The following is a 25,549-nucleotide window of genomic DNA, read 5'->3' as shown; positions in this document are numbered from 1 at the left end:
CGTGCATCGGCGCTGATTGACACCGAGGCACGCGGGCCGGCTCGCGCCGCCGCACGCGTTACGCCGGCGGTAGGTGCGATAATGTTGCCGCCGCAATCAGCGCGGCCGCCAGCAGCGCCGACTCGGCTAACAGTGTTTTGCCAAGATGGGCGGCTGTGACTGAATAGCGCGGCGACAACCTATTGCTTTCCCCTCCATGGGCGTGTTGCGCATCGCGCAGCCGCGGCAACCATACAGCACGGTTCAGTGTCCTGAGCAATGCGACTGCTGCCACGATGACGAGCTTGGCGCCAAGCCATCGGCCATAGTATGTGCCGGCCAGCGGGGCGGGCACGTTGGCGCAGATCCATACGACGTTGTATAGGCCCGTGAGCGCGACCAACGTCAAGGAGACCGCCGACGCGCGGGAGAGTCGTTCACAAAACGCCAGATGCCGCCCGCCGTCGGCGCGTGTATGCAATGCGAACGTCGGCAACACGAAGGCCGCGATGCTCACGCCGCCAGCCCATGCGGCGCTCGCTCCGACATGCACGCAGTACACGGCCTGCGCGAGGCTGAAGTCCCCCGTACCTGCCGCATGACTGACTGCGGCCTTACCTGCCGCGTACAGCGCGAGACCCAGCACCGTGATGCGCATCGGCCAACGGGGTGGGGCGCTGCCCGGCCCGGGTGGCGGACCACCTCGTGCTTGGCCGCCGCGCAGATGCATGCGCGAGGCGGCGAGTGCCAACGCGATACCGGTCGTCCCGGTCAGCCACGCGGCGCCGTCATGCGACTGTCGCAGCACGATGCCCAGCGCGGCGCTCAATGTCGAGCCGCTCATCGTGGCGGCCTGCAGCCACAGGTACACCACCTGGGCGATGGCCAGCGCGCACAACGAAAACCATTGGATGGCCGGCAATCGGATGCCGGGCATGGCTTGCTTGATCGAGCCACGCAGCCGCAGCCGTGCCGCGTCGCGAGACGAAGCGAACACGGCGGCCAGTGTCGCGCCGCACAGTATCGAGCCTGCGGCGATCGCGAACAGCACGTCCTGGATGGCGGCGAGCGCCATCTGCATGATGGACAGGGACGAGGTCATCGGGCCGCGCTCCGGTTGACGGCCACGCGTGTGCGCGGTCGCGCGACGGTGGTGGGCGAGGCGTCTTCACGGGTTGTGGCAGTGTTTTCGCGGGCGGCGACGGAAAGTGGGCGCAATGCTTGGATAGTCATCGAGGCTGGAGCGGTCGGCGGGCTGCCTCACCAAGCCATGGCGACCGTCATCGCGTTGTCGGCGGTGGCAAGGCGGGCGGCAGGGGGCGGCGCCGGGGCGCGTATGTGAGGAAGACGAGCACCGATTATGCCATGCGTCGCGATGGGGCGACCGTGCGCAGAGCCGTCTCGCGCAGGGGCCTGAGTGCGCGCCCGTCTAATCAATGCGACCGCAGGCAACGCATTGTGTCGTGTCGGTTGTTAATCTCGCGCGGCTGCCAGTCCTGTCCATGCTCGCGAGCGCGCTGCCGCAAGTCCGAACATATCCAGCGCGCGCGCGACAGTATCGGCCACCACTTCGTCGATCGTCGCGGGACGGTTGTAGAACGCCGGCACCGGCGGGAACACAATGCCGCCCATCTCAGTGACGGCCGTCATGTTGCGCAGATGCGCGAGATTCAGCGGCGTTTCGCGAACCATCAGCACGAGCCGGCGCCGCTCCTTCAGCGTGACATCGGCAGCCCGGGCAATCAGGTTGTCGGACAGGCCATGCGCGATGCTGGCCAGCGTTTTCATCGAGCACGGCGCCACGATCATGCCGTCCGTCTGAAATGAGCCGCTCGAGAGCGTCGCGCCGATGTCGCGCGGATTGTGCACGTGATGCGCCAACTGTTCGAGTGCCGCACGCTCGATGCCCAATTCGTGCCGTATATTGAGCCAGCCGGCGCTGGAGACGACCAGATGGCTTTCGACGCCGTCCAACTCACGCAGCGCGCGCAGCACGCCGGCGCCGTAGACGGCGCCGGTGGCGCCGGTGATCGCGACGATTAACCGTCGTGTCGACGGCCGCGCGTCATGAGGCATTCGTAAACAGCTGTTGCAATTCTCCGGACTGATACATCTCCATCATGATGTCCGAGCCACCGACGAATTCACCGTTCACATACAACTGCGGGATCGTAGGCCAGTTCGAAAACGTCTTAATGCCTTGCCGTACTGCCTCGTCTTCGAGAACATTGACCGTATGCACCGAATCAACGCCGCACGCCTTCAGGACCTGGATGGCTCGGCCGGAGAAGCCGCACATCGGGAACTGCGCGGTGCCCTTCATGAACAGCACGACCGGATGGTCGCTGACGATTTGCTTGATGCGCTCTTGAGTATCCATAGCTGACCTTGCTTCAAATGCGGTTTGGATTAGATGATAGCGGATTTCGTCTGCCCGAGCCGGCGTTGCGGCTCGCTAGCGGCTGCCGCAGGTGACGCGCTCGATGCCGGCCAGGTCCCGCACAGAGCGTACCGAATCAAAGCCGTGCGCGTCGAGCAGCGCGCGCACGGCTTCAGCCTGGTCGTACCCGTGTTCGAGCCATAGCGTGCCGCTCGGCGCTAGCCACGCGACGGAGGCGGTGACGATCGCGCGAATCGCGCTGAGCCCGTCTGCGTGGTCGGTCAACGCGTCCAGTGGCTCGAAGCGCAGGTCGCCCTCGCGCAGGTGCGGGTCCGATGCGGCGATATAGGGCGGATTGCTGACGATGGCGTCAAAGCGCGCCGGGGCGGCGCGATGCGGTTCGCTAAGCGCCTTGAACCAATCGCCGTGGCGTAGTGCGAGACGGGGCTGCGTGGGTGTGCCTGACGTGACGAGGCCGTGACGCGCGGCCGACGCCGGCCGTGCCGGTGCAAGTGCCGCGTCGCCGAGCAGGCGCTGCGCATTGCGCCGCGCGACATCCAGCGCGTCAGCGCAGCGATCCGTGGCGACGATCCGTGCATCCGGGCGCGCATGGGCGATCGCGATCGCGATGGCACCGCTGCCAGTGCCAAGATCGAGTATGTGGGGGGATGGGATTGTCCGTACCGCGTCCAGCGCGCACTCAACCAGCAGCTCCGTCTCCGGACGTGGGATCAGCACGTGCGGCGTCACGTCGAACTCGAGCCCGAAGAATTCGCGCGAACCGACTAGTTGCGCGATCGGCTCGCCCTCGACTCGCCGGGCCTGCAACGCCAGAAAGCGCGCCGACAACGCGTCCGGCAGCGTGTCGTCAGCACGCGTGATCAGCGCGGTACGCGGCCAATTTAGCACGTGGGCGAGCAGAATCCGCGCTTCCAGCGGGGCCAGCGGCGAGGTTCGCAGCAGTTGCGCGACGCAAGTCATAATATGCTTACTCGGTTTCGCCCATCGCGGCGAGCAGCTCGGCCTGGTGTTCCGAGACGAGTGCGTCGATGAGGGTGTCCAGGTCGCCGTCCATCATCTGTTCCAGCTTGTACAGCGTCACGTTGATCCGGTGGTCGGTTAGCCGGCCCTGCGGGAAATTGTAGGTGCGAATGCGCTCGGAGCGGTCGCCCGAGCCCACGAGACTTTTGCGGGTGGCGGCCTCCTTCGCATGCTGCTCCTGATATTGCTTGTCCTTGATGCGGGCGGCCAGCACCTTCATCGCGCGGTCCTTGTTTTTGTGCTGCGAGCGATCGTCCTGGCATTCCACTACGATGCCAGTTGGGAGGTGCGTGATGCGCACTGCCGAGTCGGTCTTGTTGATATGCTGACCGCCGGCGCCCGATGCGCGGAACGTGTCGATACGCAAATCGGCCGGATTGAGTTCGATCTCGGCGATCTCGTCCGCCTCTGGCATCACGGCGACCGTGCAAGCCGACGTGTGGATACGCCCCTGTGTCTCGGTGGCCGGCACCCGCTGCACGCGATGCCCGCCTGATTCGAATTTGAGCCGCGAATAGGCGCCCTGGCCGATGATGCGAACGATCACTTCCTTATAACCGCCCAGGTCCGACGCGCTTTCCGACATCATCTCGACCTGCCAGCGATGGCGTTCCGCATAGCGCAGGTACATGCGTAGCAGGTCGCCGGCAAATAGCGCGCTCTCGTCGCCGCCGGTGCCGGCGCGAATTTCCAAGAAGATGTTGCGCTCGTCGTTCGGATCCTTGGGCAACAGCATTTTCTGCAAGTCGCACTCCAGTTGCTCCATCCGGCTGCGCGCTGCACTGAGTTCGTCCTCCGCGAAATCTCGCATCGATGGATCGGCCAGCAACTCCTGAGCGGTCGCCTCATCGTTGCGCGCGGTTTTCCACTGCGCATATTGCTCGACCACTGGCGCGAGTTCCGCGTGCTCGCGGGTTAGCTTGCGGTACTGGTCAAGATCGGATGTGACATCTTCGCGCGAAAGCTGTTCGTTTAACTCCAGCAGTCGCTTGGTCAGCTGCTCCAGCTTGGCTTGCATACTCGGTTTCATCGGCGCATCTGGCAAAGGGCGCGAACAGGGTCGCGTTCAATGGAAAACGAAGGCACGCTCGACGATACGCGCGTGCCGGCGGGTGACGAGCGCCACTAACGCTCGGAGAGGCCGGCGTGCTGGTAGAAGCCGGACATCAGCTCGACCAGCTTGTCGCGATCGCCGCCGGCCGCGTGGGTCAGCGCATGCGTCGGGCCATGGATGAACTTATTGGTCAGCGCCTGCGACAGTGCCTCGAGCACGGCGGCGGGATCGTCGCCGCGTGCCAGCATTTTCTGGGCGCGCTCCAACTCCACACGGCGCAGCCGGTCGGCTTGCGTGTGCATGTGACGGATCACCGGCACGATGCTGCGTTGCTCAAGCCAGTGCATGAAGGCTTGCACGCGTGTCTCGATAATCGCCTCGGCCTGCGCGACGGCGGCCTGCCGGATGGCATTGCCTTCCCGCACGATCGAGCCGAGGTCGTCCACCGTATAAAGGAACACGTCGTCCAGCTCGGCCACTTCGGGCTCGATGTCGCGCGGCACCGCCAGGTCCACCATGAACATCGGCCGGTGCTTGCGCGCCTTGACCGCGCGTTCCACCGCGCCCAGGCCGATGAGCGGCAGGGTAGACGCGGTACACGACACGACGATGTCGAACTCGTGCAGCCGCGACGGCAGATCGGCGAGCATGATCGCCTTGCCGCCGAAGCGCTCGGCCAGCTTGCTGCCGCGCTCCACGGTGCGGTTGGCGACAATCAACTCACGTGGATTGTGCGCAGCGAAATGCGTCGCACACAACTCGATCATCTCGCCAGCACCGATGAACAACACGCGTTGCCCGGCGATGTTCTCAAAAATGCGTTGCGCCAGTCGCACGGCTGCGGCGGCCATCGATACCGAATGCGCGCCGATCTGCGTCTGCCCGCGCACTTCCTTGGCCACCGCGAACGTGCGCTGAAACAACTGGTTCAGATAGGTACCGAGCGCACCGGCTTCTGACGCGGTACGCACAGCGTCCTTCATCTGGCCCAGGATCTGGGTTTCGCCGAGCACCATTGAATCCAGGCCCGATGCCACTCGCATCGCATGGCGGACTGCTTCGGACTGCGGCAACGCGTAGATATGCGGTGCAAGCGCCTCGACCGGGATCCGGTGATAGCTCGACAGCCACGCGATCGCATGCTCACGCGCGGCGCGGTCGTCAGTCGCACAGTAGATTTCGGTCCGGTTGCAGGTCGACAGTATCGCGGCCTCCGCCAGTGCTTGCGGTGCGTGCGCAATACGCGCGACGGCGCTGGTGGACGCGATGCGCGCCTCATCGCGTCGCGCCCACGCGTCCTTGAGCGTGTGCAAGGCTGGCTTGATCTGCTCGAGCGGAAACGCCACGCGCTCGCGCAATGCGACCGGCGCGGTGTGGTGGTTGATTCCGATGGTGAGCAGATGCATTGGTTGCCGTCAAAAGTAGCGGTCATTATAACTTTTTTGGCTGTTGGCAACCCCGGACGCTGGCGTGCTAAGGGCGGCGCATCGCGGCCGGCTGGCGTTCGATGACGATACCCAATATTCTTGTGCTGGGCGACTTTTCCCGGCGCCGTTCACCTTCCCGATTCGACTAACCGCCGGGATCCTGATTGGCGGCGATCGCCAGTGGCACTGCCACGCGCACGAGCCGCACGTACACGAGATTAATGGCGTGACGGTGTCGGACAGCGGCCAGTCGATTCATGCGAGGCTGCGTCGTCAAGGCTTCACGTTGCAGCGCAAGTTCCTGATCCTGCATCGCCCGCGCAGCACTTTCGGAATGTGCGGGGAACACCGTCGCTATGCGCTACCATATGGAAACCTGTTTCTGATCTCGATGCCTGTTTAAAGCCGTACCCCATGATTCAGGACCGAAACGCAATGCCGGCCGTGGGTGTTCGTCAGGCGAATTCCATGATACTTGGCACAATGCGCTGATGGGCTGGATTGGCACCTTGCTGTTGGGCGCCGCAATTGGCGGCTTTGGCTGGTGGCGCCATCCAGCACGCCGCACGGCGGCACTGCCTGCGCTTATCGTTGGCGCGTTGACCGCCGGCGCGGTTAAACTGGCCGGCAACGCGAGCGGGCTGTTCGAGGATGGCGAAGTGCTCGAATGGTCGCTGTGCGTGCTTGGCGCGATGACGGCCGTGGCCGTGACCGTCTCGCTTGGCTCACATCCTTTTCGCCGATGAACTCAATGAATGTCCGACAACCCGCCGCCGACCAGGCGGTCTCCCTCGCCGAGCGGCTGGCGCGGCTGCGCGATGCGATGAAACGAGCCGATCTGGCCGCGTATATCGTGCCGTCTGCTGATCCGCACTTGTCCGAGTACCTGCCGCAACGCTGGCAGGGCCGTGCGTGGTTATCCGGCTTCACCGGCTCGGCTGGCCTGTTGGTCGTGACCCCGGACTTTGCGGGACTGTGGACCGACAGCCGCTACTGGGTGCAGGCTGCCACGGAACTGGCCGACAGCGGCATCGAGTTGATAAAGATTCAAGCTGGACAGGCGCAGCCCCATGTGGACTGGCTCGCCGCACACCTGGAACCCGGTGCGCGGGTCGGCGTGGATGGCAGTACGCTTGGCTTGGCCGCTGCGCGGGTGTTGCAGGACGCGTTGCAGGCGGCTGGCGTGCAACTGCGCGCCGACGTGGACCTGCTCGAGTTGATCTGGGACGGCCGGCCAACGCTGCCTGGGACGCCGGTGTACGAGCACGATCCCGCCTACGCGCCCGTGACCCGCGCGCAAAAGCTCGACCAGGTGCGCAGCGCGATGCGCGACAAGGGGGCGCACTGGCATTTCGTCTCCACGCTGGATGACATCGCATGGATTTTCAACCTGCGCGGTGCCGACGTGAGCTACAACCCGGTATTTGTTGCGCACGCGTTGATTGGGCCGCAGCACGCGACGCTGTACGTGGCCGACGGCAAGATCGACGCGGTGTTGCGTGAGCGGCTGGCGCAGGACGGTGTGCGCGTCGCCCCATACCGGGACGCGCCGGCGGCGCTGGCCGCGATTGAGCCGGGCAGCACGCTACTGATCGATCCGCGCCGCGTCACGTATGGGTTGATGCAAGCCGTGCAGCCTGGTGTGAAATTCGTCGAGGTGGTGAATCCGTCGACCTTTGCAAAGTCGCGCAAGACGGAAGCGGAAGCCGTCCATGTGCGTGCAACGATGGAGCAGGACGGCGCCGCGCTCGCGGAATGCTTCGCGTGGTTCGAACAGGCGCTCGGGCGTGAGCGCATCACCGAGTTGACGATCGACGAAAAGCTCACCGCCGCGCGAGCACGCCGCCCCGGCTTCGTGTCCCTTAGCTTTCCAACGATCGCTGCGTTCAACGCCAACGGCGCGATGCCGCACTATCGCGCAACGCCGCAGTCGCATGCGCTGATCGAGGGCGACGGTCTGCTGTTGATCGACTCCGGCGGTCAGTATCTGGGCGGCACCACCGATATTACACGCGTCGTGCCGGTGGGCCGGACCAGTGCCGAGCAGCGGCGCGATTTCACGCTGGTGCTCAAAGGTATGATTGCGCTGTCGCGCACGACGTTTCCGCGTGGCGTGCGCTCGCCGATGCTAGACGCGATAGCACGGGCGCCGATTTGGGACGCATGCATGGACTTTGGGCACGGCACGGGCCATGGGGTCGGCTATTTCCTGAACGTGCATGAAGGACCGCAGGTGATTTCGCACTACGCGCCGGCCGAGTCCTACACGGCGATGGAAAAAGGCATGATCACGTCGAACGAGCCTGGTATCTACCGTCCCGGCCAGTGGGGCATCCGCATCGAAAACCTGTTGCTGAGCCAGCCGGCGCGCACGACCGAGTTCGGCGAGTTCCTCTGCTTCGAGACGCTGACGCTGTGCCCGATCGATACCCGCTGCATCGAGCGGTCGTTGCTGCGTGAAGACGAAGTGGCCTGGCTCAACGCTTACCACGCGCAAGTGCGTGAGCGGGTCGGCAAGCATTTGAGCGGCGACGCGAAAGCGTGGCTCGAGGCCCGTACTGCGCCAATCTGACGCATAAGCGGCCCGCGACCGGATGTCAACGCGTGATCGGCTTGTACCGCAGCCGCTTTGGTGCGGCTGCCTCGTCGCCGAGACGCGCCCGCTTGTCGGCTTCATATTCCTGGTAGTTGCCATTGAAGAACACCACCTGCGAATCGCCTTCGAACGCGAGGATGTGCGTGGCAATCCGGTCCAGGAACCAGCGATCGTGCGAAATCACCATCACCGATCCCGCGAATTCGAGCAGCGCATCCTCGAGCGCGCGCAACGTTTCGACGTCCAGGTCATTTGATGGTTCGTCCAGCAGCAGCACGTTGCCCCCGGCGATCAGCGTCTTGGCCATGTGCAACCGTCCGCGTTCGCCCCCCGACAGGTTCCCCACCTGCTTTTGTTGGTCGGCGCCGCGGAAATTGAAGCGGCCGATGTACGCGCGCGACGGCGTTTCGTAGCGGCCGACCGTCAGCACGTCCGCGCCGCCGGAAATCTCCTCGAACACCGTCTTGTCGGCGGCCAGCGCATCCCGGCTTTGGTCCACGTAGGCGAGTTTGACCGTGGGTCCGAGCTTGACGGTGCCGCAGTCCGGTTGCTCGCGGCCCGTGATCATCCGGAACAGCGTCGACTTGCCCGCACCGTTCGGCCCGATGATGCCGACGATCGCGCCGGGCGGTACCGAAAAGCTCAGATTGTCGATCAGCAGGCGGTCGCCGAAGCTTTTGCTGACGTTCTGGAACTCGATGACTTCGTTGCCGAGACGCTCGCCCACCGGGATGAAGATTTCCTGTGTCTCGTTGCGCTTCTGGTATTCGACGCTGTTCAGTTCCTCAAAGCGGGCGATACGCGCCTTGGACTTGGCCTGGCGGCCCTTCGGGTTCTGGCGTACCCACTCCAGTTCCTTATGGATCGCCTTCTGACGAGCGGACTCCGCCGCCTCTTCCTGCTTTAAGCGAGTTTCCTTCTGGTCCAGCCAACTGCTGTAATTGCCTTTCCACGGGATGCCGTGGCCCCGATCCAGTTCCAGAATCCACTGCGCTGCGTTATCCAAGAAGTAGCGATCGTGCGTGACGGCCACGACCGTGCCCGGGAAGCGCACCAGAAACTGTTCGAGCCACTCGACCGATTCCGCGTCGAGGTGGTTCGTCGGCTCATCGAGCAGCAGCATGTCGGGCTTTTGCAGCAGCAGCTTGCACAGCGCGACACGGCGTTTTTCGCCGCCGGACAAGTGCTCGATCCTGGCGTCCCATGGCGGCAGTCGCAGCGCGTCGGCTGCCACCTCGAGTTGCTGCTCGGCGCTACCGCCTTCGGCGGTGGCCAGGATCGCCTCGTACTTCGCCTGTTCGGCAGCCAGCGCGTCAAAGTCGGCGTCCGGTTCGGCATAGGCCGCGTAGATTTCATCAAGCCGCTGCTGCGCGTGGAACAGCTCGCCGAGGCCTTCTTCGACCGCTTGCTTGACCGTGTGTTGCGGGTTAAGTTGTGGTTCCTGGGGCAGGTAGCCGATCTGGATGTTAGACATCGGGGTGGCGTCACCCTCGATGTCTTTGTCCAATCCGGCCATGATTTTCAGCAAGGTCGATTTGCCCGAGCCATTCAGGCCGAGTACGCCGATCTTCGCGCCAGGAAAGAATGACAGCGAGATGTCCTTTAGGATATGTCGCTTGGGCGGCACGATCTTGCCGACCCGGTTCATGGTAAAGACGTATTGAGCCATCGGGTTTGCGTAATAGAGACGAAGCTGGAGGGGGCAGCTTGGCGCGGGCGCGAAGCGCATGCGCGGCTGACTAAAACCATTATTGTACGGCTCCGGGCGACGATGATGGATCGCATCGGCAGTGTGGTAGCTTGGCCCGCGTGCAAGCGGTGCTATAGAACAAGCCGGGGTGAGGAGCAAGGCGGGGCGCGCCCGGAAGTGAGGGGCTATGCGTCGCTACGATAAGGCAGGATACCGCCGTGGAGCGCGTTGCGGCGCGACACCGCCTGGTCGTGGCCGTAGCATGTTAAATTGTCGTAGTTTGCAGTTGCATTGTGCTGCTGCTACGATTCGATTTTTGGCATTCCCGCTTTTCTTTTCTGATCAACAGACACCGAGGGAGGCGCGGTGATGCTGATGCCGCAGATCGCCGTCCCACGTGTGGCGCCACATCATCGTTAGATCGCTGCCGGTGCGGGTTGCCCAGCACCCGCGCGGCTTCCCGACAGATCCGTTGCTTGTCGCCGGTTTATCCGGTCCGCATCGTCTGTCCGTTTCTGTTTCTCTTTTGGGACAGTCCCGCGACCCGCGAGTCGTGGGCGGTTGCAAATGACTCGAAAAAAAATCGACTTTGGCGGGCAGGCCTTCAAGGCTGTCCTCGGTTTCACCTTTTCGCATTGGGGCAAGCAGCCCTGGCGGATCGCGGCGATCGCATCACTGGCGTTGCTGTCGGCGCTCGCCGATGTGCTGACGCCGCTTTATGCGGGACGCCTGATCGATGCGCTCGCCACCGGCGCGAGCGGCGCCGCAGGCAAGCAGGCCGCGTGGGGCGCGGCGGTTTCGGCCTTCTGGACTGTTGCGACGCTGGGGTTGGGTGGCATGTTGATGCGCCAGTTCGGTTTTTTGAGCATCATTGCGCTCACGTTAAAAATGATGAGCGAGACTGCGTCCAGCGCGTTCTATCGCGTGCAGCGTTTCTCCGCCGACTGGCACGCGAACAGCTTTGCCGGCTCGACCGTGCGCAAGATCACGCGCGGCATGTGGGCACTGGACCTGCTCAACGACACATTGCTAATCGCGCTGTTGCCGTCGCTGGTGATGCTCGTTGGCGCCACCGTGCTGCTCGGCGTGCAATGGCCGGTGATGGGCATCGTGGTCGGCATCGGATCGATCGCGTATGTCGCAGTCACCGTGATGTTGTCGCTTGGCTACGTGGCTCCGGCCGCGCGGCTGGGTAATGCGTGGGACACGCGGATGGGCGGCGCGTTGGCCGACGCGGTCAGTTGCAATGCCGTGGTGAAGGCGTTTGGCGCTGAACAGCGCGAGGACATGCGCCTTGCCCGTGTGATCGGCAAGTGGCGGCAACGCACGCGCCGTACTTGGATCCGCGGCACGATCAGCGGTAGTGTGCGGGGCAGCATGTTGGTCGCGATGCAGGCTGCGATGCTTGGAGCGGCCCTGCTGCTGTGGGTTCGCGATTTGGCCAGCGTAGGCGATATCACCTTTGCGCTGACCATGTTCTTTATGTTGCAGGGGTATCTGCGCGACGTGGGCATGCACATCCGCAACCTGCAGCGTTCAGTCAACGACATGGAGGAACTGGTGTCGTTGCAGGCGCAGCCCTTGGGTATCGACGACAAACCGGGCGCGGGGCGTATCATGATTCGACGGGGCGAGATCTGCTTCGAGCACGTGACGTTCCGATACGGCGCTCACCCGACACCGCTGTACAAGGATTTCTCTGTGCGCATCGTCCATGGCGAGCGTGTCGGCCTGGTCGGCCATTCAGGCTCGGGCAAGACGACGTTTATTAAGCTGATCCAGCGGCTGCACGACGTAAGCGGCGGGCGGATCACGATCGACGGGCAGAATATCGCCAACGTCCAGCAGGCGTCGCTGCGCAGCCAGCTTGCGATCGTGCAGCAGGAGCCGCTGTTGTTCCATCGCTCGCTGGCCGAAAACATCGCGTATGCGAAGCCCGGCGCAAGCCGTGCGCAGATCGAGCGTGCGGCGAAGCTGGCCAGTGCTCACGACTTCATCACCGCGCTGCCCGACGGCTACGAGACGTTGGTCGGCGAGCGGGGCATCAAACTGTCCGGTGGCGAGCGCCAGCGGGTGGCGATCGCGCGTGCCTTTCTTGCCGATGCGCCGATCCTAATCTTGGACGAGGCGACCTCCAGCCTAGACAGCGAGAGCGAGGTGCTGATCCAGCGGGCGATGGAGCGACTGATGATGGGGCGCACGACGCTGGTCGTCGCGCACCGGCTGTCCACGGTCCGAACACTGGACCGGCTGCTCGTGATGGATAAGGGACGGATTGTCGAGGAAGGCAGCCACGATGAATTGATTCGCGTGGAGGGGGGCTTCTACCGACGGTTGTTCGAGCGCCAGGCGCTGGAGTTGACGCGGGGATGGGACGCCACCGGTGCGACTGTGGGGCGCCGGCAGGCCGCGGCCGCAGGCGTGCCGGATGCCGATTGGTCGCTGCCGTTGCCTGAGTAGCGGCGGGGACGGCTGCAATGCACGGACATGGCGGCGGGTGACTCGCGGAGTTTGTCGCGGCGCAGTGAGCGCTATTGGACCGCGCGCCGGCAACAGCGCGTTAGACGTTGAACAAGAAGTTCATCACATCCCCATCCTGGACGACGTACTCCTTGCCTTCGGCGCGCATCTTGCCCGCTTCCTTCGCGCCTTGTTCTCCTTTGTACGTGATGTAATCATCGTACGAAATCGTCTGAGCGCGGATAAAGCCGCGCTCGAAATCCGTATGGATGACACCGGCCGCTTGCGGTGCCGTATCACCGACATGGATGGTCCACGCGCGCACTTCCTTGACGCCGGCGGTGAAGTACGTCTGCAGCCCCAGCAGCTTGAAGCCCGCCCGGATCACGCGATTCAGTCCAGGCTCGTCCATGCCCATGTCGGACAGAAAAATGCCTTTTTCATCGTCCGGTAACTCGGCGATTTCCGCTTCGATGGCGGCGCACACGGCGACGACCGGCGAGCCTTCCTTCGCTGCGTAGCCACGCACCGCATCGAGGTACGGATTGTTCTCGAAACCGTCCTCCCGCACGTTAGCCACGTACATCGTCGGCTTCGCAGTAATTAGGCAGAACGGCTTGATCAACGCACGTTCGTCCTCGGACAGATCCATCGCACGGACCGGGCGTACCTGGTCCAGCTGTGCGCGTACCTTGTCCAACACGGCTGCTAGCTTGACTGCTTCCTTGTCATTGCCCGATTTTGCCGCCTTCGAATAGCGTGCGAGCGCCTTCTCCACGGTCGCCAGGTCAGCCAGCGCCAACTCAGTATGGATCACTTCGATGTCCGCGAGCGGGTCCACCTTGCCGGCGACGTGAATCACGTTGTCGTCGTCAAAGCAGCGCACCACGTGCGTGATCGCATCCGTCTCGCGGATGTTGGCCAGGAACTGGTTACCCAGACCTTCGCCCTTGCTCGCACCCGCGACGAGCCCGGCGATATCGACGAACTCGACGACCGCTGGAAGCACGCGTTCAGGCTTGACGATCTGTGCCAAAGCGTCGAGCCGCGGATCCGGCACCTCGACCACGCCGACATTTGGCTCGATCGTGCAAAACGGATAGTTCTCGGCGGCGATGCCCGCCTTAGTCAGCGCGTTAAAGAGAGTGGACTTGCCGACGTTGGGCAAGCCGACGATGCCGCATTTGAGGCTCATGAAATTTCCTGAAGTATCAATCGTTTAAGCGCTGTCTCTATGCGACAGCGGTGGCGATGCCGGGAAAAGGCGGCAGCCAGGCGACGAGAGCAACACGCACAAATCGGAGCGGAAACGCAGCGATTTTGTATAAATTTTAATCACGGAAATGGCAATTGTAACGTTTTTGGAGGCGCTTCTAGCCAAGGGTGCAGGCAAGTCGGGTACGGTTTTGCGGGACAGGATTTTGTGCGGTCTTTGTCTATGGGTTGGGAGTGGGACCACCCTGATTGCCGATGATTTCATCGCTATGCGGTGCATACGAAATCTGTATTTCCGCAATGAAGATGATTTTTTTGCCCGCTGCGAGCGGGTGTTTGCGGCTTGACCAATCAGCGTGGCATAGGGCGCGAACCAGAGCCAGACGACGTTATCGAGCGACGAGAAGCGCGCAACGACTTCGGTTGCAATCAGCGTTTTGCCAATGCCAGTCGGTGCCTGCAGCATGACGGCCGCCGACTACTTGCACAGCGTGTTCAACTCGCCCGGATTCGTTAACCGATTGTAGTCGTCGCGCAGATTCGGGAATCGTTCGACCAGCGCAGCGATATGCCGCTCCTGGAACGGTAACGGGTCGATGCGGCTCATGCTTGAACGCCCCCGAGCTTGCCAAATCGGAAGCCGCGCGTCAGGTCGGACGGCACTTCTCGCAGGTTGTTTTCGTTGACCACATCCACCAATGCCGCTGGCGTCCAGGTATAGACAATGGCTTGTGGATGCTCGGCCAGTGCTTCGCGCAGGGCGGTTTTCATCTTCGCCGTGGTGTTTGGTACATAGATGATGACCTCTTGCATCCAGGCCGACACCGAAATCAGCCTGCCGCGCTCGGACAGAGGATGATGGTGCTTCATCTGGATATACGACCAGACCATGCCATCGTCCAGCCGTTCTTCCAGGCGATGCGTCGGGATGTGGCGGGCACGCACGTATGCGAAATCGCCGCCGAGGCCTTCGACCTGGCCAGCCTTAGCGGACGTGTAGCCTTCGATTGCTCGCCGTACTCGCGTCGCGCACACATCGCGGCACAGGTTTTTGTCCGGCTCGGAATCGGTGGCTTCGGTGTTAGATACCAGAATGAAACGGCGCTCGCCGCCATCTTCCTTGTTGAGTTGCAACATGGCTTGTGCCAGCGTGCCGGAACCGGCAAAGAAGTCGAGAACCAAATCGCCGGGTTTTGTTGCCAAACGCAGGATACGGTCCATCAACTGTAATGGCTTTGGGGTCGAAAATACATCTTCGTTTCTGTCCTTTGACAATATTTCATTGAGCTGCTTTTTTGCGTCTTGTGTGTGGCCTACGGCGTCGTAGGTCCACAGCGTTTGAGGTACGACGCCTTGCTTGACCTCGGAGAGAAATCGTTTGACGGCAGGAGTGTTATTTCCATTTTTCCCCCACCAAATTCGATTATCCGCATCCAGTTCAAGGAGTTTTTCTTTTGAAATTCGCCAGTATGTGCCCGCCGGCGGACCTTCGATTACTCGCCCGGAGGGACAGGTTACCGGATACCGACCTGCGCTATATGGATTGCGCGCCGTCATATTTTCGGCCTTCCATACACCACGAGCATCATTATCGAGATTTTTATATGCCTTGTCTTGTTCTGCTGAACGAGGTAAAGGATTCGGTCGCCAAATATTCCGGTCGGCAGTGTAAATTAACACGTACTCATGGTCATCAGAGAAATGAATGGCCGTATTTTTCGGGGAATAGACTTTCTGCCAAATAACATTGGCGATGAAATTTCCTTCGCCAAACACCTTATTCATTAACAATCCGAGGTTAAATAGCTCGTTATCGTCGATGGACACAAAAATAACCCCATCTTCCGTAAGCAGGTCTTTGGCTAGCCGTAGCCGCTGATACATGAACTCCAACCACGTCGAATGCCGATAGCGATTGGTCGAGTCAAAATAACTGTCGTTGTAAACAAAATCTTTACGCCCCGTGTTATACGGTGGGTCAATATAGATAAGCTTGACCTGCCCGGCATAGGTACTGACTAGGTTGCGCAAGGCATCGTAGTTGTCGCCCTCGATGATGAGATTGCGCCATGGTGCCGCACCGCACGACAACGAGGGGTTTAGCTCAAGCGCGACAAAATCGCGGTTCAGTGCCTTGTCTTGCACAATGTTCTTGCTTTCCCAGACTAAGCCATATGGGGTCTGGCGGTCGCGTCGCCTCAACATCTCAATAAGCGTTTCGCGCGGAAGGTTTTCGTACTCCGCTGCATTCAGGCGCGATGCCTTGTCCGAGTCTGCTTGAGGAGCGTTCTGCAAGTTTTGAGTCATCTGCACAAAGTGATGCTATGAAGTCGAAGCCGTGATGATAGATGCTTCGGGGCTGTCGTGATGGCCGTTCTCATGTGAGGAAAAAATTGGCAGCCAGGGTCGAGGATGACGCTACAGCATCCATCCCTTTTTGCCGATAACCAAATTTTCTGGATTTTAGCTTCAAAGCATATACAGCATCATAACCTTGTATCTGTTATACGTAATAGGGAACGGGCTGGCATGTGAGGTGGATTATAAGAGATGATCAGAGAAGTCCGGTAATTCTGGTTGCGAATGTGCGTCTGCGCGATGTCATGAATACTCTTTTATGGTGATAATCAAGATTCGTTACTTGAGTTGAAAATTGAGTAAAGAAGATTCAACGAAAAAATCGATGGCTAGATTCATTGCCAACCTCATGAATCCGCCGACGGGTGATGAGACTACACAGATAATCGAGGATTACGGATACGTTGATAACTATGACGCACGGAGTGAATTAAATGGATTGTGTCTTACGTTTGGCAACGGAAAACGCATGATAGAGCAAGTGGTGCGCGTGGATTACTATGCCGACGAAGTATCTGCCATGCCTGTTCCTATTGCAAAAAAATCAGACACCTGAAGCAATCAATTCGGCGCCATCGCGCGCCCAGAAATTGGGGAAATATTGAGGAGCGTCAGCTATTAATATGTTTAATTTGACGAGCTGAGGTCAAGATTGGGCCATGAACTGAAAAACGGCCTGGCCGATGCGCTTACTCTGGTTTGTTTATGCCCGTTTTTTAGGGATGATGCGCGAAGACATCGCGAACTGGCGGCTGCCGTTCCTGGGTGGCTGGCTTGAAAAAACACTATAGCCAGAAAATGGTTCTCGGGACAAGAAAAAAGAATTTCTGAAAATGTGGCGACTGGGAAAATACAAAACGAAAACACGATACCCGCAATCGCGATGTCGTTCGCGATGCTGTGGTGGCGGAACTGCGCCGAGCTGAAGCGCCTCACCCAATCCTTGCCCGATACCGCCGGCATGCCGAGCTGCTGCGCGAGCCAGCGCACGCCTGCTTCGGTGAGCGTGTAAATCAGACTGTTATCAGGTGCCCGCGCTCGCAGTACCTGGCGAGCTAGATACAGCCGGCGCAGCGTGTGCTGCGCCATCAGCCGGGCCGATGGAGCCGGCATCCGCGGCTGCATGTCCGGCTCGCTGGCCGGCTTCCGCAACCAGGGCTGCCAGAGTAGCGCACCAAGCGACTTTGTGGGCAGCCAGCCGAACCGATTGAGCGCGCGCAGTACGCGCGCCTCGTTCTGGCTAGCCACAATCCGGCCGTCCTACGCTGTCACAGTATGTCTCTGCGATAGTTTCGACATTTCCGTATAGCGTGCGCATGCCCATATGTGCCCCTGTATGCTCGAGGTCATACAAGGGAATAAAGCCGCTTCTGCGGCAAGGTCACCATCCCCTTACGTGGCTTGCACGGACACATGGGGATTCGTCGGGTTGGACGCCCGCCGTATCCTTAAAACCAGCGCCCCAAGCTGCGCATGTAGGGATTGCGCCCAGTCAGGCGCGACGCCGGTTTCGTCGCGGGTATCGCATACCGCCGTCTTTCGTCACTGCGTCGCACAACCAATGGTGACTCTACGCATGGCAGTCAGGTTGAACCTGCACATGGGTCCCGGCGACGACGCAGAGCTGGTCATCATGATTCTGATGCCGAACGAGGACTAATTTTCACCTGCCCCGCGAAAAGACGCGTGGCATTTCACTACCTCCTCACAAGGAGAGCCGCTATGTATCCAGTCAATCCAGCAACAAGTTTATCGATGAGCACCGACGACTACAGCGGCGTCGATGTTGGCGGCAACCCATATGGCACGAGTCTGTAGTCCGCCGCAATCCCTGGTTGCGGGTTTGAACAGGGAGCCGTATGAGTCAGAAGGGGCGGGCACTGCCGAAGTCCGGCAGTGCCTGATTGATGCATCAACGCTGACGCTTGGCTGTTGCGTTACGCGGTAGATGAGGTATCTTGGCGATGCCCTATTGGGGCAGCATAGGCTCGCTCAAATTTGATGCAAGTTTGCCTCTAGGAAACATGAGGTGACTAGCGCGCTTGCGCGCGCCGAGCGCGACGGCGACGGGATGCGCGACGCATAGCGCTACCCGGGCTGAGCCTCTCGTCGCCGTCCGGGGGGCATCACGCGCCGACTGGATGATGACGCGTCTTACGGAAACGCCGACTGACACGTGAGCTGAAGCTTCTCACGCTGGCCGCGATGCTGGCAAACGAGCGCCTAGTCCTCCCCGTACTGTCGGTATTCGTCGTATCTTGCCGCGTCGGACGGTGTATGCCGGTTTCAATATTTGCATTCGCGGATTCGGTTTTATTTTTTTTCTTGAGAAAACTCTTGACTCGTTTAAGAATGTTTGGCTTTGATGCGAATTGGCTTTGCTGGTCAATAGCCTCTGACGAACCGGTGATATTATGTGCAAATGGCTTAATAGATGATGGAAGGCCGTGATCGTTTATTAATTCCGTTTGCGTGTGGGTTGCCTTGGTTATTCCCTGCTTTAACTGCAACTGCTTTTGGCTGTGTGCATCACTCGCTGCGGGATCCACATCTTTAAATTGACTTTCCAACCATGCTTTAGCCTGCAGTATGCTCTGATTGAGGTCATCGTCCCAAATCTCGTTTATAGAAGAGCGATGGGCTTGAGTCGGTTTTGATTCGGGACTTTGCTTTGCCGGTTGACTCGCCTGGGACGCTGCACTATGGGTAGGTTGAGCCACCGGGCGACCTGCTGACATTGAGGCTCGTACATGTGCTGCGTAGCGCGATGCATCGGTATCGTACTTTGCAGAGCGGCGCTCCGGTGTCCGGGGCTGCTCGTCGTTTTGCGCGCGGTCCTGATGCTGCGCACTCAGTTTATTTTTGTCAAGAGGATTAGCATGTGGATTCTTCAATGCTTTTAAAAATTTGTCGCCCTTTTCTTTGGCTTCTTCTAAATTCGAGAAGCTGGGCACTCTCCTGAGGCTGGTCGGCTGAAAGGATGCTGTATCACGTGCCTGGGAGCTCTCTCCAAGCAGCAATTGGTAAAACTGATCAAGAGTAACGGGTTTCCGTGGTGAAGTTGGCTGCTGTGTCCGCTGGGCAGCACCTCTAAATGGATTGTGGTCTTCTGCGCTGAATGGGTTATCGCTTGCCGAACCTGATACGGCGAGTTGCGTTATGTGCCGATCCGCGAGGGCATTATTTACTTGCATATCGTCAACCAGCATGATTAATTGGAGTTTGCACTTTAACGATTTTGCTTGAGGCGGGATGCCAATTGCGCGATTCCGGGAGGACATAAACGAAGCTACGTAATCATTGATTTGCCTGTGTTTTAATATCCGCCATAATCGGTATATTCTCGGACGGGTGAGGGCTTCATGCAGTTGACGACGCAGTGGTTAATGCAAAAATTGCATCGCAAGCTGTGGCTTGTGTTTGTTGATTAATACATTACGTACCGTGTACTAGTGTGCTGGACGGGGCGTTCCGCACCGATGTTGTCCGGTGCAATCGTGTACCTGTTCGCCGACCGCAAATGCGGCCCTTGCGCGTAGTATCTCGGCCCGAGATCGCCGGCCCCGGCCGCTATAATGTGCCGATGAATTCCGCACATTCGAACCATCAGGTCATCGTAATCGGCGGCGGGCTGGTCGGTAAGGCCGCCGCGCTCGCGCTGACTCAAGCCGGCCTGCGCGTCGCGTTGCTCGCGCAGCGCGCGCCCGAGCCAAGCGAATATCGGTTCGACACGCGTATCTATGCGCTGTCGTCCAGTTCACAAGCGTTGCTGGAGCGGCTGCGGGTCTGGCAAGCGCTTGACCCGGCGCGGTTGTGTCCAGTGTACGACATGCGTGTGTTCGGCGATGCGCACGCGCAACTCCATTTTTCTGCATTTCAGGCGGCGGTTCCGCAGCTGGCGTGGATCGTTGAATCAAGCTTGATCGAACGCGCGCTCGACGCAGCATTGCAGTTTCAGCCGCTACTGACCTGGTGCGAATCGCGGGCACAGGCACTACAACACCACCCGGAAGCCGTCAGCGTGACGCTGGACGATGCGCGGGTGTTGTCTGCCGACCTGGTCGTCGGTGCGGATGGTGCGCACTCGTGGGTGCGGCAGCAGGTCGGCGCGAAGGTAAAACGGCGCGACTACCGGCAAACGGGTGTTGTGGCGAATTTCCGATGCAACAAGCCGCATCACGAAACCGCATTCCAGTGGTTCATCGACGGCGAGATCCTCGCGTTGCTGCCGTTACCGGACTCGCACGTGTCGCTAGTCTGGTCCGCCCGTACCGAGCACGCAAATGGGTTGTTGCAACTGGACCTGGCCGCGCTGGCCGAACGGATCGAGGTCGCCACGGGCGGTGCTAGTTTGCGTCAGGTCGGCACGCTCGAAGGCGTGACCCCCGCGCAAGGATTTCCGCTGGCGCTGCAGACAGTGGACCGGCTGATCGCACCGCGCGTGGCGCTCGTCGGCGATGCGGCTCACCTGATCCATCCGCTCGCGGGGCAGGGGGTCAACCTCGGGCTGCGCGACGTCGCTGCGTTGCTAGATGTGGTGAACCGCAAGGAACCGTTTCGTGATCTCGGCGATCTGACGCTGCTTAGACGTTACGAGCGTTCGCGTCGCGAGGACATTCAAAAGTTGACTATCGCAACCGATGGGCTGCAGCGGTTGTTTGCGCTGCCGGGCGGTCTGGCCCGTGGCATTCGCAACGTCGGGATGGCGATGGTCGGCGCGCAGCCATTCATCAAGCGCTGGCTGGTGTCGGCTGCGCTCGGCTGACGTGTGTGCGCTCAATCAAACAAGGAACCACGATGACACTTCGAATTCGCACGATCGCGCTGACCTCGGTGGCCGGTGCGCTGCTGGCAGCCGCCGCGTTGGCAAGCTATTCCGCATTTGCCGATCCGAGCCTAGATAGCGTGAAGGCCGCGGTGCAGAACCGGCTTGGTTCCGACGCGAGCATCAAGGGCGTGGCTAAGACGCCGATCGCCGGGCTGTACGAGGTCAATCTTGGCAAGGAAATCGTCTATAGCGACGCCAATGCCGATTATCTGGTGCTGGGCGACCTGGTGGAGACTCGCACGCGGAAGAACCTGACGCAGGTACGCAACGACGAGTTGAACAAGGTCGATTTCGCGAGCCTGCCACTGGCCAACGCCGTCAAGGTTGTCAAGGGTAATGGCGCGCGCAAACTCGCAGTGTTCTCTGATCCGAATTGCGGATACTGCAAGCGGCTGGAGACGACGCTGAAGGGACTCGACAATATCACCGTCTACACCTTCCTGTATCCGATGCTTTCGCCCGACTCCGACGTGAAGGCGAAGGCGATTTGGTGTTCGGCGGACCGCGCGAAGGCGTGGCAGGCGTGGATGCTCGATCATCAGTCACCGAGCGGGGCCGGTAATTGCGATACCAGCGCGCTGCAGAAAAACCTGGCGCTGGGCCAGAAGTTGAATGTGAGCGGCACGCCGACGATCATCCTGGCCGACGGGCGCCGGCTCCCCGGCGCGGTGCCGGCCGAGCAACTCGACAAGGCTCTGTCCGCGCAGCATTGACGTTTCGCCCAGTGGCGGTCCGTGGCTCCCGATTCGTTCGTCCGGCCGGCGGGCCGGCGCCTACCTGCGTATCCCGATGAAGCCGATTCGTTATTCCATCATCCCGAAGCACCCGGCTGCCCACTTGTTCGAGGTCACGTTGACCGTGGCGGATCCGGAGCCGGACGGCCAGCAGTTTATGTTGCCGGTTTGGATACCGGGCAGTTATCTGGTACGCGAATTTGCACGCCATATTGTGACGCTGAGGGCGACGAACCAGGCCGGCCGTAAGGTCGCCGTCGCCAAGCTGAACAAGAACACGTGGCGTGCAGCTGCCGTGGACGGCCCGTTGACGTTGACCTACGAGGTCTACGCGTGGGACCTGTCGGTGCGCGCCGCGCATCTGGACGAGTCGCTCGGTTTTTTTAACGGTACCAGTGTCTTCCTAGCCGTGGCCGGACGTGAGCAGTGGCCGTGCGAGGTGGAGATCCGGCGACCTGAAGGCAACGCCTATCGCGGCTGGCGGGTCGCTACCGCGTTGCGCGAGGCACGTGGCACGCGTCGTTACGCGTTCGGCTTGTACGTCGCACAGGACTACGATGAATTGATCGACCATCCGGTCACGGTTGGCGAGTTCGAACTGGCCCGCTTTGATGCGCACCGCGTGCCGCACGACGTTGTGATGGCAGGTAAGGTACCGGCGCTGGACATGCCGCGGTTGTGCGCAGATTTGAAGCGGATATGCGAAGCGCAGATTGCGCTGTTTGAGCCACGCACGAAGCATGCGCCGATGGACCGGTACGTGTTCATGACGCTAGCGGTGGGCGACGGATACGGTGGGCTCGAGCATCGCGCGTCGACCGCACTGATCTGCAAGCGCGATGATCTGCCGGTAAAGGGCAAGCCGCAGACCACGGATGGCTATCGCTCGTATCTCGGCCTATGCAGTCACGAGTATTTCCATACCTGGAACGTGAAGCGGATCAAGCCGGCGGCGTTTGCACCGTACGACCTGACGCGGGAAAACTATACGCCGCTGCTTTGGCTGTTCGAGGGGTTCACGTCGTACTACGAAAACCTCATACTGGTCCGAGCAGGGCTGATCTCGCAGGACGAATACCTTGTGCAGTTGGGCAAGACAATCGGCTCTGTGCTGCGCGGCGCCGGGCGATTGCGTCAAACCGTGGCCGAAAGCTCGTTCGATGCATGGATTAAGTACTACCGGCAGGATGAGAATGCGGGCAATGCGATCGTGAGCTACTACACGAAGGGATCGCTGATTGCGCTGGCATTCGACTTGTCGATTCGGGCGCAGACGCGCCATCGCAAGTCGCTCGATGACGTGATGCGTCTGCTGTGGCAACGCTACGGACGCGACTTCTACGCGGGGCGGCTAACCGGCGTCGAGGCGGCCGATATCCCGGCGTTGTTTGCCGAGGCGAGCGGCGCGGACTTGAGCCGGCTCTTTCGTGACGCGGTGAACGGCACGCGCGATTTGCCGCTGGACGCACTACTCGCGCCGTTCGGTGTTGAACTGGCTGCTGCCGACACGAACGGCAACCCATCGTTGGGGGCGCGCTTGCGTACCGGCAATGACTGTACGCTTGCGAGCGTCTCCGACGGTGGCGCGGCGCAAAAGGCAGGTTTGTCCGCGGGTGACGTGTTGGTGGCCATTGATGGGTTGCGGGTGCCCGGCAGCGGACCTGATGCGCTGCTGGCACGCTATCGGCCCGGTGACGTGGTGCAGGTGCACGCGTTCCGTCGGGACGAATTGCGTACTGTACGACTCAAGCTGGATGCACCGGAGGTGGTGAACTACACGCTTACGGCACGGACGAGTCCTGCGCCGGCCAAGCGCGCGCGCGACGCGTGGTTGCATGCCGGCCGATGATCGTTCCGCCAGTGCAACAATCCGTGTCGCGCAGCCCCCTTTTTCGCGCTGTGCCAAAAACTAGAATGGCTCTTGACCGGGCATGACGCTCGAACTGAACCTGACGGAGCCCAAAATGACTACGATTCTCCAGATCAATTCCGCTGCGCGCACGGAGGCGCAATCCACGCTGTTGGCTAATGAATTGACGGCGAAGCTGCAACAGTCGCATCCGGATGCCACGCTGGTCGTGCGGGATCTGTTGACCGATAGCTTGCCGCACCTGGACGAAGCAGCAATTGGCGCCTTCTTCACGCCGGCAGAACAACGCAATGCGCAGCAGCAGGCGATCATCGCCCGCAGCGACGCCTTGGTGGCGGAGTTGAAGGCTGCCGACATCATTGTCATCGGCGCGCCAATGTACAACTTTGGTATCTCCAGCCAGTTGAAGGCGTATTTCGACCATGTCGCGCGTGCTGGCGTGACCTTCCGCTATACGGCGGAGGGCCCACAAGGACTGGTCACGGGCAAGAAGGTGTATGTCGTGAACGCGCGCGGTGGCAAGTATCTCGGCACGCCGGCGGACTTGCAGACGCCTTATTTGAAAACGTTCCTCGCCTTTATCGGCCTGACCGACGTCACGTTCATCTTCGCCGAAGGGCTGAACCTCGGTGAGCAATCCAAACAAAGCGGCCTGGCGGCGGCGCGCGAGGCAATTGCCGCTCTGTGATGCGCAGTTGCCGGCGTGCGGGCATGACGTCGCCAGTAGCACTGCCAGTTCCGAGCGGTGTTCCGGCCTGCCGACTGGGCGGCCAACGGAGCGGCGCCCCGAATGGGGTTGGCTTCCGGCCGCCTCCAATCGGCTTCGGGCAGGCTTATAGCCGGCTCCCGGCAGGCCACAATCGGCTCAAGGCACGCCCCAGTCAACTCATGGCAGGGCACCAGTCGGCTTACAGCACGCGCCAATCGATCGGCTCGCGACCAACCTGGCGCAGATGCTCATTGGCAAGCGCGAAGTGGCGGCAACCAAGGAAGCCGCGGTGCGCCGACAGCGGTGACGGATGCGGTGCTTCGAGAATCCGGTGGCCGCGGCCGTGCAGTAACTGTCGTTTGGCTTGCGCATGCGAGCCCCACAGCATGAACACGAGGCCTTCGTGTTGCGTGGCAAGGTGCTCGATCAGCGTGTCCGTGCATTGCTCCCAGCCGCGCTTTGCATGGCTGGCCGCCCGGTTACGCTCGACGGTCAGTACTGTATTGAGCAGCAGCACCCCTTGCCGGGCCCAATGATCCAGGCAGCCATGGCGTGGCACCGCATGGTCGAAGTTCGCGGCGATCTCCTTGAAAATATTGCGTAACGACGGGGGAGGCCGGACGCCGGGGGGGACGGAAAACGCTAGTCCGTGCGCCTGCGGCACGCCGTTGTCCTCGCCGTGATAGGGATCCTGACCCAAGATGACCACCTTGACGTCGTCCGGCGACGTCAGATGCAATGCGCGGAATACGTCCGTCGGATAGACCGTCTTGCCGCTGCTGCGCTCGTAGTCGACGAACTCGCATAGGCGTGCGTATGCCGAACTGCCGATGAACGGTACCAGGTGCGCGCGCCACGCCGGTGGCAGGCTGTCGAATTGTTGTTCGAGGGTGAGTGTCGTGCAAGACGGTGGACATGACCGCGGCGATGGTGCCACCGTGCACTCATGCGGGGGCGGTGGATCGTCGAACAACGACGGTTGCCGAGGGGCAGCCTGTGCGTCGCCGAGCCACGATGGCTGCCGGGATTCGCCGGCGGTGTCGCCGTGCAACGATGATTGCCGATGTTCGGCCCGCGTCTCATCGAGCAACGACGGTTGCTGGCGCTCGGTTCGCTGTTCGTCGGCACCGCGCAATGCGGCGGTGGTGGAGTGTCTAGTGCGGGAAGCCATGATCGCGATAAAGTCGGATGGAAGGGTGGGGCGCCGG

At 61.1% G+C, this 25,549-nt stretch carries 22 protein-coding genes and 1 pseudogene; 9 read left to right on the top strand and 14 right to left on the bottom strand.

Going from position 1 to position 25,549, the window contains the following annotated elements; all coding sequences use genetic code 11:
- Positions 1-58: 58 nt before the first annotated feature.
- From RA167_RS10860 to hemA, 6 genes and pseudogenes are all read right to left on the bottom strand, one after another.
- Positions 59-1,081 (bottom strand): CopD family protein, encoded by a 1,023-nt coding sequence (locus RA167_RS10860; RefSeq protein ID WP_083705987.1) that lies wholly within the window; start codon positions 1,079-1,081, stop codon positions 59-61.
- A gap of 371 nt (positions 1,082-1,452) precedes the next feature.
- Positions 1,453-2,055 carry a UbiX family flavin prenyltransferase gene (locus RA167_RS10855; protein WP_076785548.1) on the bottom strand — a complete coding sequence of 201 codons (603 nt, stop codon included), beginning with the start codon at positions 2,053-2,055 and terminating at the stop codon, positions 1,453-1,455.
- A complete protein-coding gene (grxD, locus tag RA167_RS10850; RefSeq protein WP_013434908.1) occupies positions 2,045-2,359 on the bottom strand; it encodes a Grx4 family monothiol glutaredoxin in 315 nt (104 codons plus the stop codon). The genes RA167_RS10855 and grxD overlap by 11 nt, the downstream gene beginning before the upstream one ends.
- Positions 2,360-2,434: 75 nt before the next feature.
- The gene (prmC, locus tag RA167_RS10845) at positions 2,435-3,340 is read right to left on the bottom strand and encodes a peptide chain release factor N(5)-glutamine methyltransferase (protein WP_076785547.1); all 906 of its coding nucleotides are present in this window, start codon (positions 3,338-3,340) and stop codon (positions 2,435-2,437) included.
- Between the two features lie 7 nt (positions 3,341-3,347).
- On the bottom strand, positions 3,348-4,430 hold the full coding sequence (prfA, locus tag RA167_RS10840; protein WP_076785546.1) for a peptide chain release factor 1: 1,083 nt from the start codon (positions 4,428-4,430) through the stop codon (positions 3,348-3,350).
- A 95-nt stretch (positions 4,431-4,525) separates the two neighbouring features.
- Positions 4,526-5,671, bottom strand: a pseudogene (gene hemA, locus RA167_RS10835) (glutamyl-tRNA reductase); the annotation flags it as partial.
- A gap of 253 nt (positions 5,672-5,924) precedes the next feature.
- Here hemA and RA167_RS10830 point away from each other — a divergent pair.
- From RA167_RS10830 to RA167_RS10820, 3 genes are all read left to right on the top strand, one after another.
- Positions 5,925-6,284 (top strand): hypothetical protein, encoded by a 360-nt coding sequence (locus RA167_RS10830; protein ID WP_175972408.1) that lies wholly within the window; start codon positions 5,925-5,927, stop codon positions 6,282-6,284.
- An 88-nt stretch (positions 6,285-6,372) separates the two neighbouring features.
- Positions 6,373-6,627 (top strand): hypothetical protein, encoded by a 255-nt coding sequence (locus RA167_RS10825; RefSeq protein ID WP_076785543.1) that lies wholly within the window; start codon positions 6,373-6,375, stop codon positions 6,625-6,627.
- Between the two features lie 5 nt (positions 6,628-6,632).
- On the top strand, positions 6,633-8,453 hold the full coding sequence (locus tag RA167_RS10820) for an aminopeptidase P family protein (RefSeq protein WP_076785542.1): 1,821 nt from the start codon (positions 6,633-6,635) through the stop codon (positions 8,451-8,453).
- A 25-nt stretch (positions 8,454-8,478) separates the two neighbouring features.
- Here RA167_RS10820 and ettA read toward each other — a convergent pair whose 3' ends face one another.
- On the bottom strand, positions 8,479-10,146 hold the full coding sequence (gene ettA / locus RA167_RS10815; RefSeq protein WP_076785541.1) for an energy-dependent translational throttle protein EttA: 1,668 nt from the start codon (positions 10,144-10,146) through the stop codon (positions 8,479-8,481).
- 588 nt (positions 10,147-10,734) lie between these two features.
- Between ettA and RA167_RS10810 the strand changes: the two genes are divergently transcribed.
- Positions 10,735-12,627 carry an ABC transporter ATP-binding protein gene (locus RA167_RS10810; RefSeq protein ID WP_076785540.1) on the top strand — a complete coding sequence of 631 codons (1,893 nt, stop codon included), beginning with the start codon at positions 10,735-10,737 and terminating at the stop codon, positions 12,625-12,627.
- A gap of 100 nt (positions 12,628-12,727) precedes the next feature.
- On the opposite strand, the gene ychF is transcribed toward RA167_RS10810, so the two are convergent.
- The 4 genes from ychF to RA167_RS10790 are packed head-to-tail and all read right to left on the bottom strand — an operon-like array spanning position 12,728 to position 16,149.
- Positions 12,728-13,822 carry a redox-regulated ATPase YchF gene (gene ychF, locus RA167_RS10805; RefSeq protein WP_076785539.1) on the bottom strand — a complete coding sequence of 365 codons (1,095 nt, stop codon included), beginning with the start codon at positions 13,820-13,822 and terminating at the stop codon, positions 12,728-12,730.
- A 24-nt stretch (positions 13,823-13,846) separates the two neighbouring features.
- Entirely contained in the window at positions 13,847-14,308 is a 462-nt protein-coding gene (locus tag RA167_RS10800) for a hypothetical protein (protein ID WP_139337007.1), read from the bottom strand.
- A 12-nt stretch (positions 14,309-14,320) separates the two neighbouring features.
- Positions 14,321-14,449, bottom strand: coding sequence for a hypothetical protein (locus RA167_RS10795; RefSeq protein WP_255710704.1), 129 nt, complete (start codon positions 14,447-14,449; stop codon positions 14,321-14,323).
- Positions 14,446-16,149: a site-specific DNA-methyltransferase gene (locus RA167_RS10790; RefSeq protein WP_076785537.1), complete on the bottom strand. Its 1,704-nt coding sequence runs from the start codon at positions 16,147-16,149 to the stop codon at positions 14,446-14,448. The genes RA167_RS10795 and RA167_RS10790 overlap by 4 nt, the downstream gene beginning before the upstream one ends.
- A 346-nt stretch (positions 16,150-16,495) precedes the next feature.
- Here RA167_RS10790 and RA167_RS10785 point away from each other — a divergent pair, with 346 nt between their 5' ends.
- Positions 16,496-16,756: a hypothetical protein gene (locus tag RA167_RS10785; RefSeq protein ID WP_139337006.1), complete on the top strand. Its 261-nt coding sequence runs from the start codon at positions 16,496-16,498 to the stop codon at positions 16,754-16,756.
- 71 nt (positions 16,757-16,827) lie between these two features.
- Here the strand turns inward: RA167_RS10785 and RA167_RS10780 are convergent, their stop codons facing one another.
- Together RA167_RS10780 and RA167_RS10775 are read right to left on the bottom strand one after the other, a co-directional pair.
- A complete protein-coding gene (locus tag RA167_RS10780) occupies positions 16,828-17,448 on the bottom strand; it encodes a hypothetical protein (RefSeq protein ID WP_237574247.1) in 621 nt (206 codons plus the stop codon).
- Positions 17,449-18,326: 878 nt separating this feature from the next.
- On the bottom strand, positions 18,327-19,409 hold the full coding sequence (locus RA167_RS10775; protein WP_139337005.1) for a hypothetical protein: 1,083 nt from the start codon (positions 19,407-19,409) through the stop codon (positions 18,327-18,329).
- A gap of 374 nt (positions 19,410-19,783) precedes the next feature.
- On the opposite strand from RA167_RS10775, the gene RA167_RS10770 reads away from it, so the two are divergent.
- The 4 genes from RA167_RS10770 to RA167_RS10755 all read left to right on the top strand — a co-directional run bounded on the left by RA167_RS10770 (position 19,784) and on the right by RA167_RS10755 (position 24,320).
- Positions 19,784-20,965 carry a UbiH/UbiF family hydroxylase gene (locus tag RA167_RS10770; protein ID WP_076787469.1) on the top strand — a complete coding sequence of 394 codons (1,182 nt, stop codon included), beginning with the start codon at positions 19,784-19,786 and terminating at the stop codon, positions 20,963-20,965.
- A 32-nt stretch (positions 20,966-20,997) separates the two neighbouring features.
- On the top strand, positions 20,998-21,741 hold the full coding sequence (locus RA167_RS10765; RefSeq protein ID WP_076785535.1) for a DsbC family protein: 744 nt from the start codon (positions 20,998-21,000) through the stop codon (positions 21,739-21,741).
- A 76-nt stretch (positions 21,742-21,817) separates the two neighbouring features.
- Positions 21,818-23,611, top strand: coding sequence for a M61 family metallopeptidase (locus RA167_RS10760; RefSeq protein ID WP_076785534.1), 1,794 nt, complete (start codon positions 21,818-21,820; stop codon positions 23,609-23,611).
- A gap of 115 nt (positions 23,612-23,726) precedes the next feature.
- Positions 23,727-24,320 carry an FMN-dependent NADH-azoreductase gene (locus RA167_RS10755; RefSeq protein WP_076787467.1) on the top strand — a complete coding sequence of 198 codons (594 nt, stop codon included), beginning with the start codon at positions 23,727-23,729 and terminating at the stop codon, positions 24,318-24,320.
- Positions 24,321-24,540: 220 nt separating this feature from the next.
- Here the strand turns inward: RA167_RS10755 and RA167_RS10750 are convergent, their stop codons facing one another.
- Positions 24,541-25,512, bottom strand: coding sequence for a uracil-DNA glycosylase (locus RA167_RS10750; RefSeq protein ID WP_306666072.1), 972 nt, complete (start codon positions 25,510-25,512; stop codon positions 24,541-24,543).
- Between the last annotated feature and the right edge of the window lie 37 nt (positions 25,513-25,549).

The sequence above is a fragment of the Mycetohabitans endofungorum genome, assembly GCF_037477895.1.
Lineage (GTDB): Bacteria > Pseudomonadota > Gammaproteobacteria > Burkholderiales > Burkholderiaceae > Mycetohabitans.
This window is presented reverse-complemented; position numbering and strand designations above follow the sequence as displayed.

Coding starts and splice junctions, on each gene's coding strand:
- RA167_RS10755 (WP_076787467.1), top strand. CDS start 23,727: ATGACTACGATTCTCCAGATCAATTCCGCTGCGCGCACGGAGGCGCAA.
- RA167_RS10770 (WP_076787469.1), top strand. CDS start 19,784: ATGAATTCCGCACATTCGAACCATCAGGTCATCGTAATCGGCGGCGGG.
- prfA (WP_076785546.1), bottom strand. CDS start 4,430: ATGAAACCGAGTATGCAAGCCAAGCTGGAGCAGCTGACCAAGCGACTG.
- RA167_RS10760 (WP_076785534.1), top strand. CDS start 21,818: ATGAAGCCGATTCGTTATTCCATCATCCCGAAGCACCCGGCTGCCCAC.
- RA167_RS10765 (WP_076785535.1), top strand. CDS start 20,998: ATGACACTTCGAATTCGCACGATCGCGCTGACCTCGGTGGCCGGTGCG.
- RA167_RS10810 (WP_076785540.1), top strand. CDS start 10,735: ATGACTCGAAAAAAAATCGACTTTGGCGGGCAGGCCTTCAAGGCTGTC.
- grxD (WP_013434908.1), bottom strand. CDS start 2,359: ATGGATACTCAAGAGCGCATCAAGCAAATCGTCAGCGACCATCCGGTC.
- RA167_RS10750 (WP_306666072.1), bottom strand. CDS start 25,512: ATGGCTTCCCGCACTAGACACTCCACCACCGCCGCATTGCGCGGTGCC.
- RA167_RS10825 (WP_076785543.1), top strand. CDS start 6,373: ATGGGCTGGATTGGCACCTTGCTGTTGGGCGCCGCAATTGGCGGCTTT.
- ychF (WP_076785539.1), bottom strand. CDS start 13,822: ATGAGCCTCAAATGCGGCATCGTCGGCTTGCCCAACGTCGGCAAGTCC.
- RA167_RS10860 (WP_083705987.1), bottom strand. CDS start 1,081: ATGACCTCGTCCCTGTCCATCATGCAGATGGCGCTCGCCGCCATCCAG.
- RA167_RS10775 (WP_139337005.1), bottom strand. CDS start 19,409: ATGCTGGTTGACGATATGCAAGTAAATAATGCCCTCGCGGATCGGCAC.
- RA167_RS10800 (WP_139337007.1), bottom strand. CDS start 14,308: ATGCTGCAGGCACCGACTGGCATTGGCAAAACGCTGATTGCAACCGAA.
- RA167_RS10790 (WP_076785537.1), bottom strand. CDS start 16,149: ATGACTCAAAACTTGCAGAACGCTCCTCAAGCAGACTCGGACAAGGCA.
- RA167_RS10820 (WP_076785542.1), top strand. CDS start 6,633: ATGAATGTCCGACAACCCGCCGCCGACCAGGCGGTCTCCCTCGCCGAG.
- ettA (WP_076785541.1), bottom strand. CDS start 10,146: ATGGCTCAATACGTCTTTACCATGAACCGGGTCGGCAAGATCGTGCCG.
- RA167_RS10795 (WP_255710704.1), bottom strand. CDS start 14,449: ATGAGCCGCATCGACCCGTTACCGTTCCAGGAGCGGCATATCGCTGCG.
- RA167_RS10855 (WP_076785548.1), bottom strand. CDS start 2,055: ATGCCTCATGACGCGCGGCCGTCGACACGACGGTTAATCGTCGCGATC.
- prmC (WP_076785547.1), bottom strand. CDS start 3,340: ATGACTTGCGTCGCGCAACTGCTGCGAACCTCGCCGCTGGCCCCGCTG.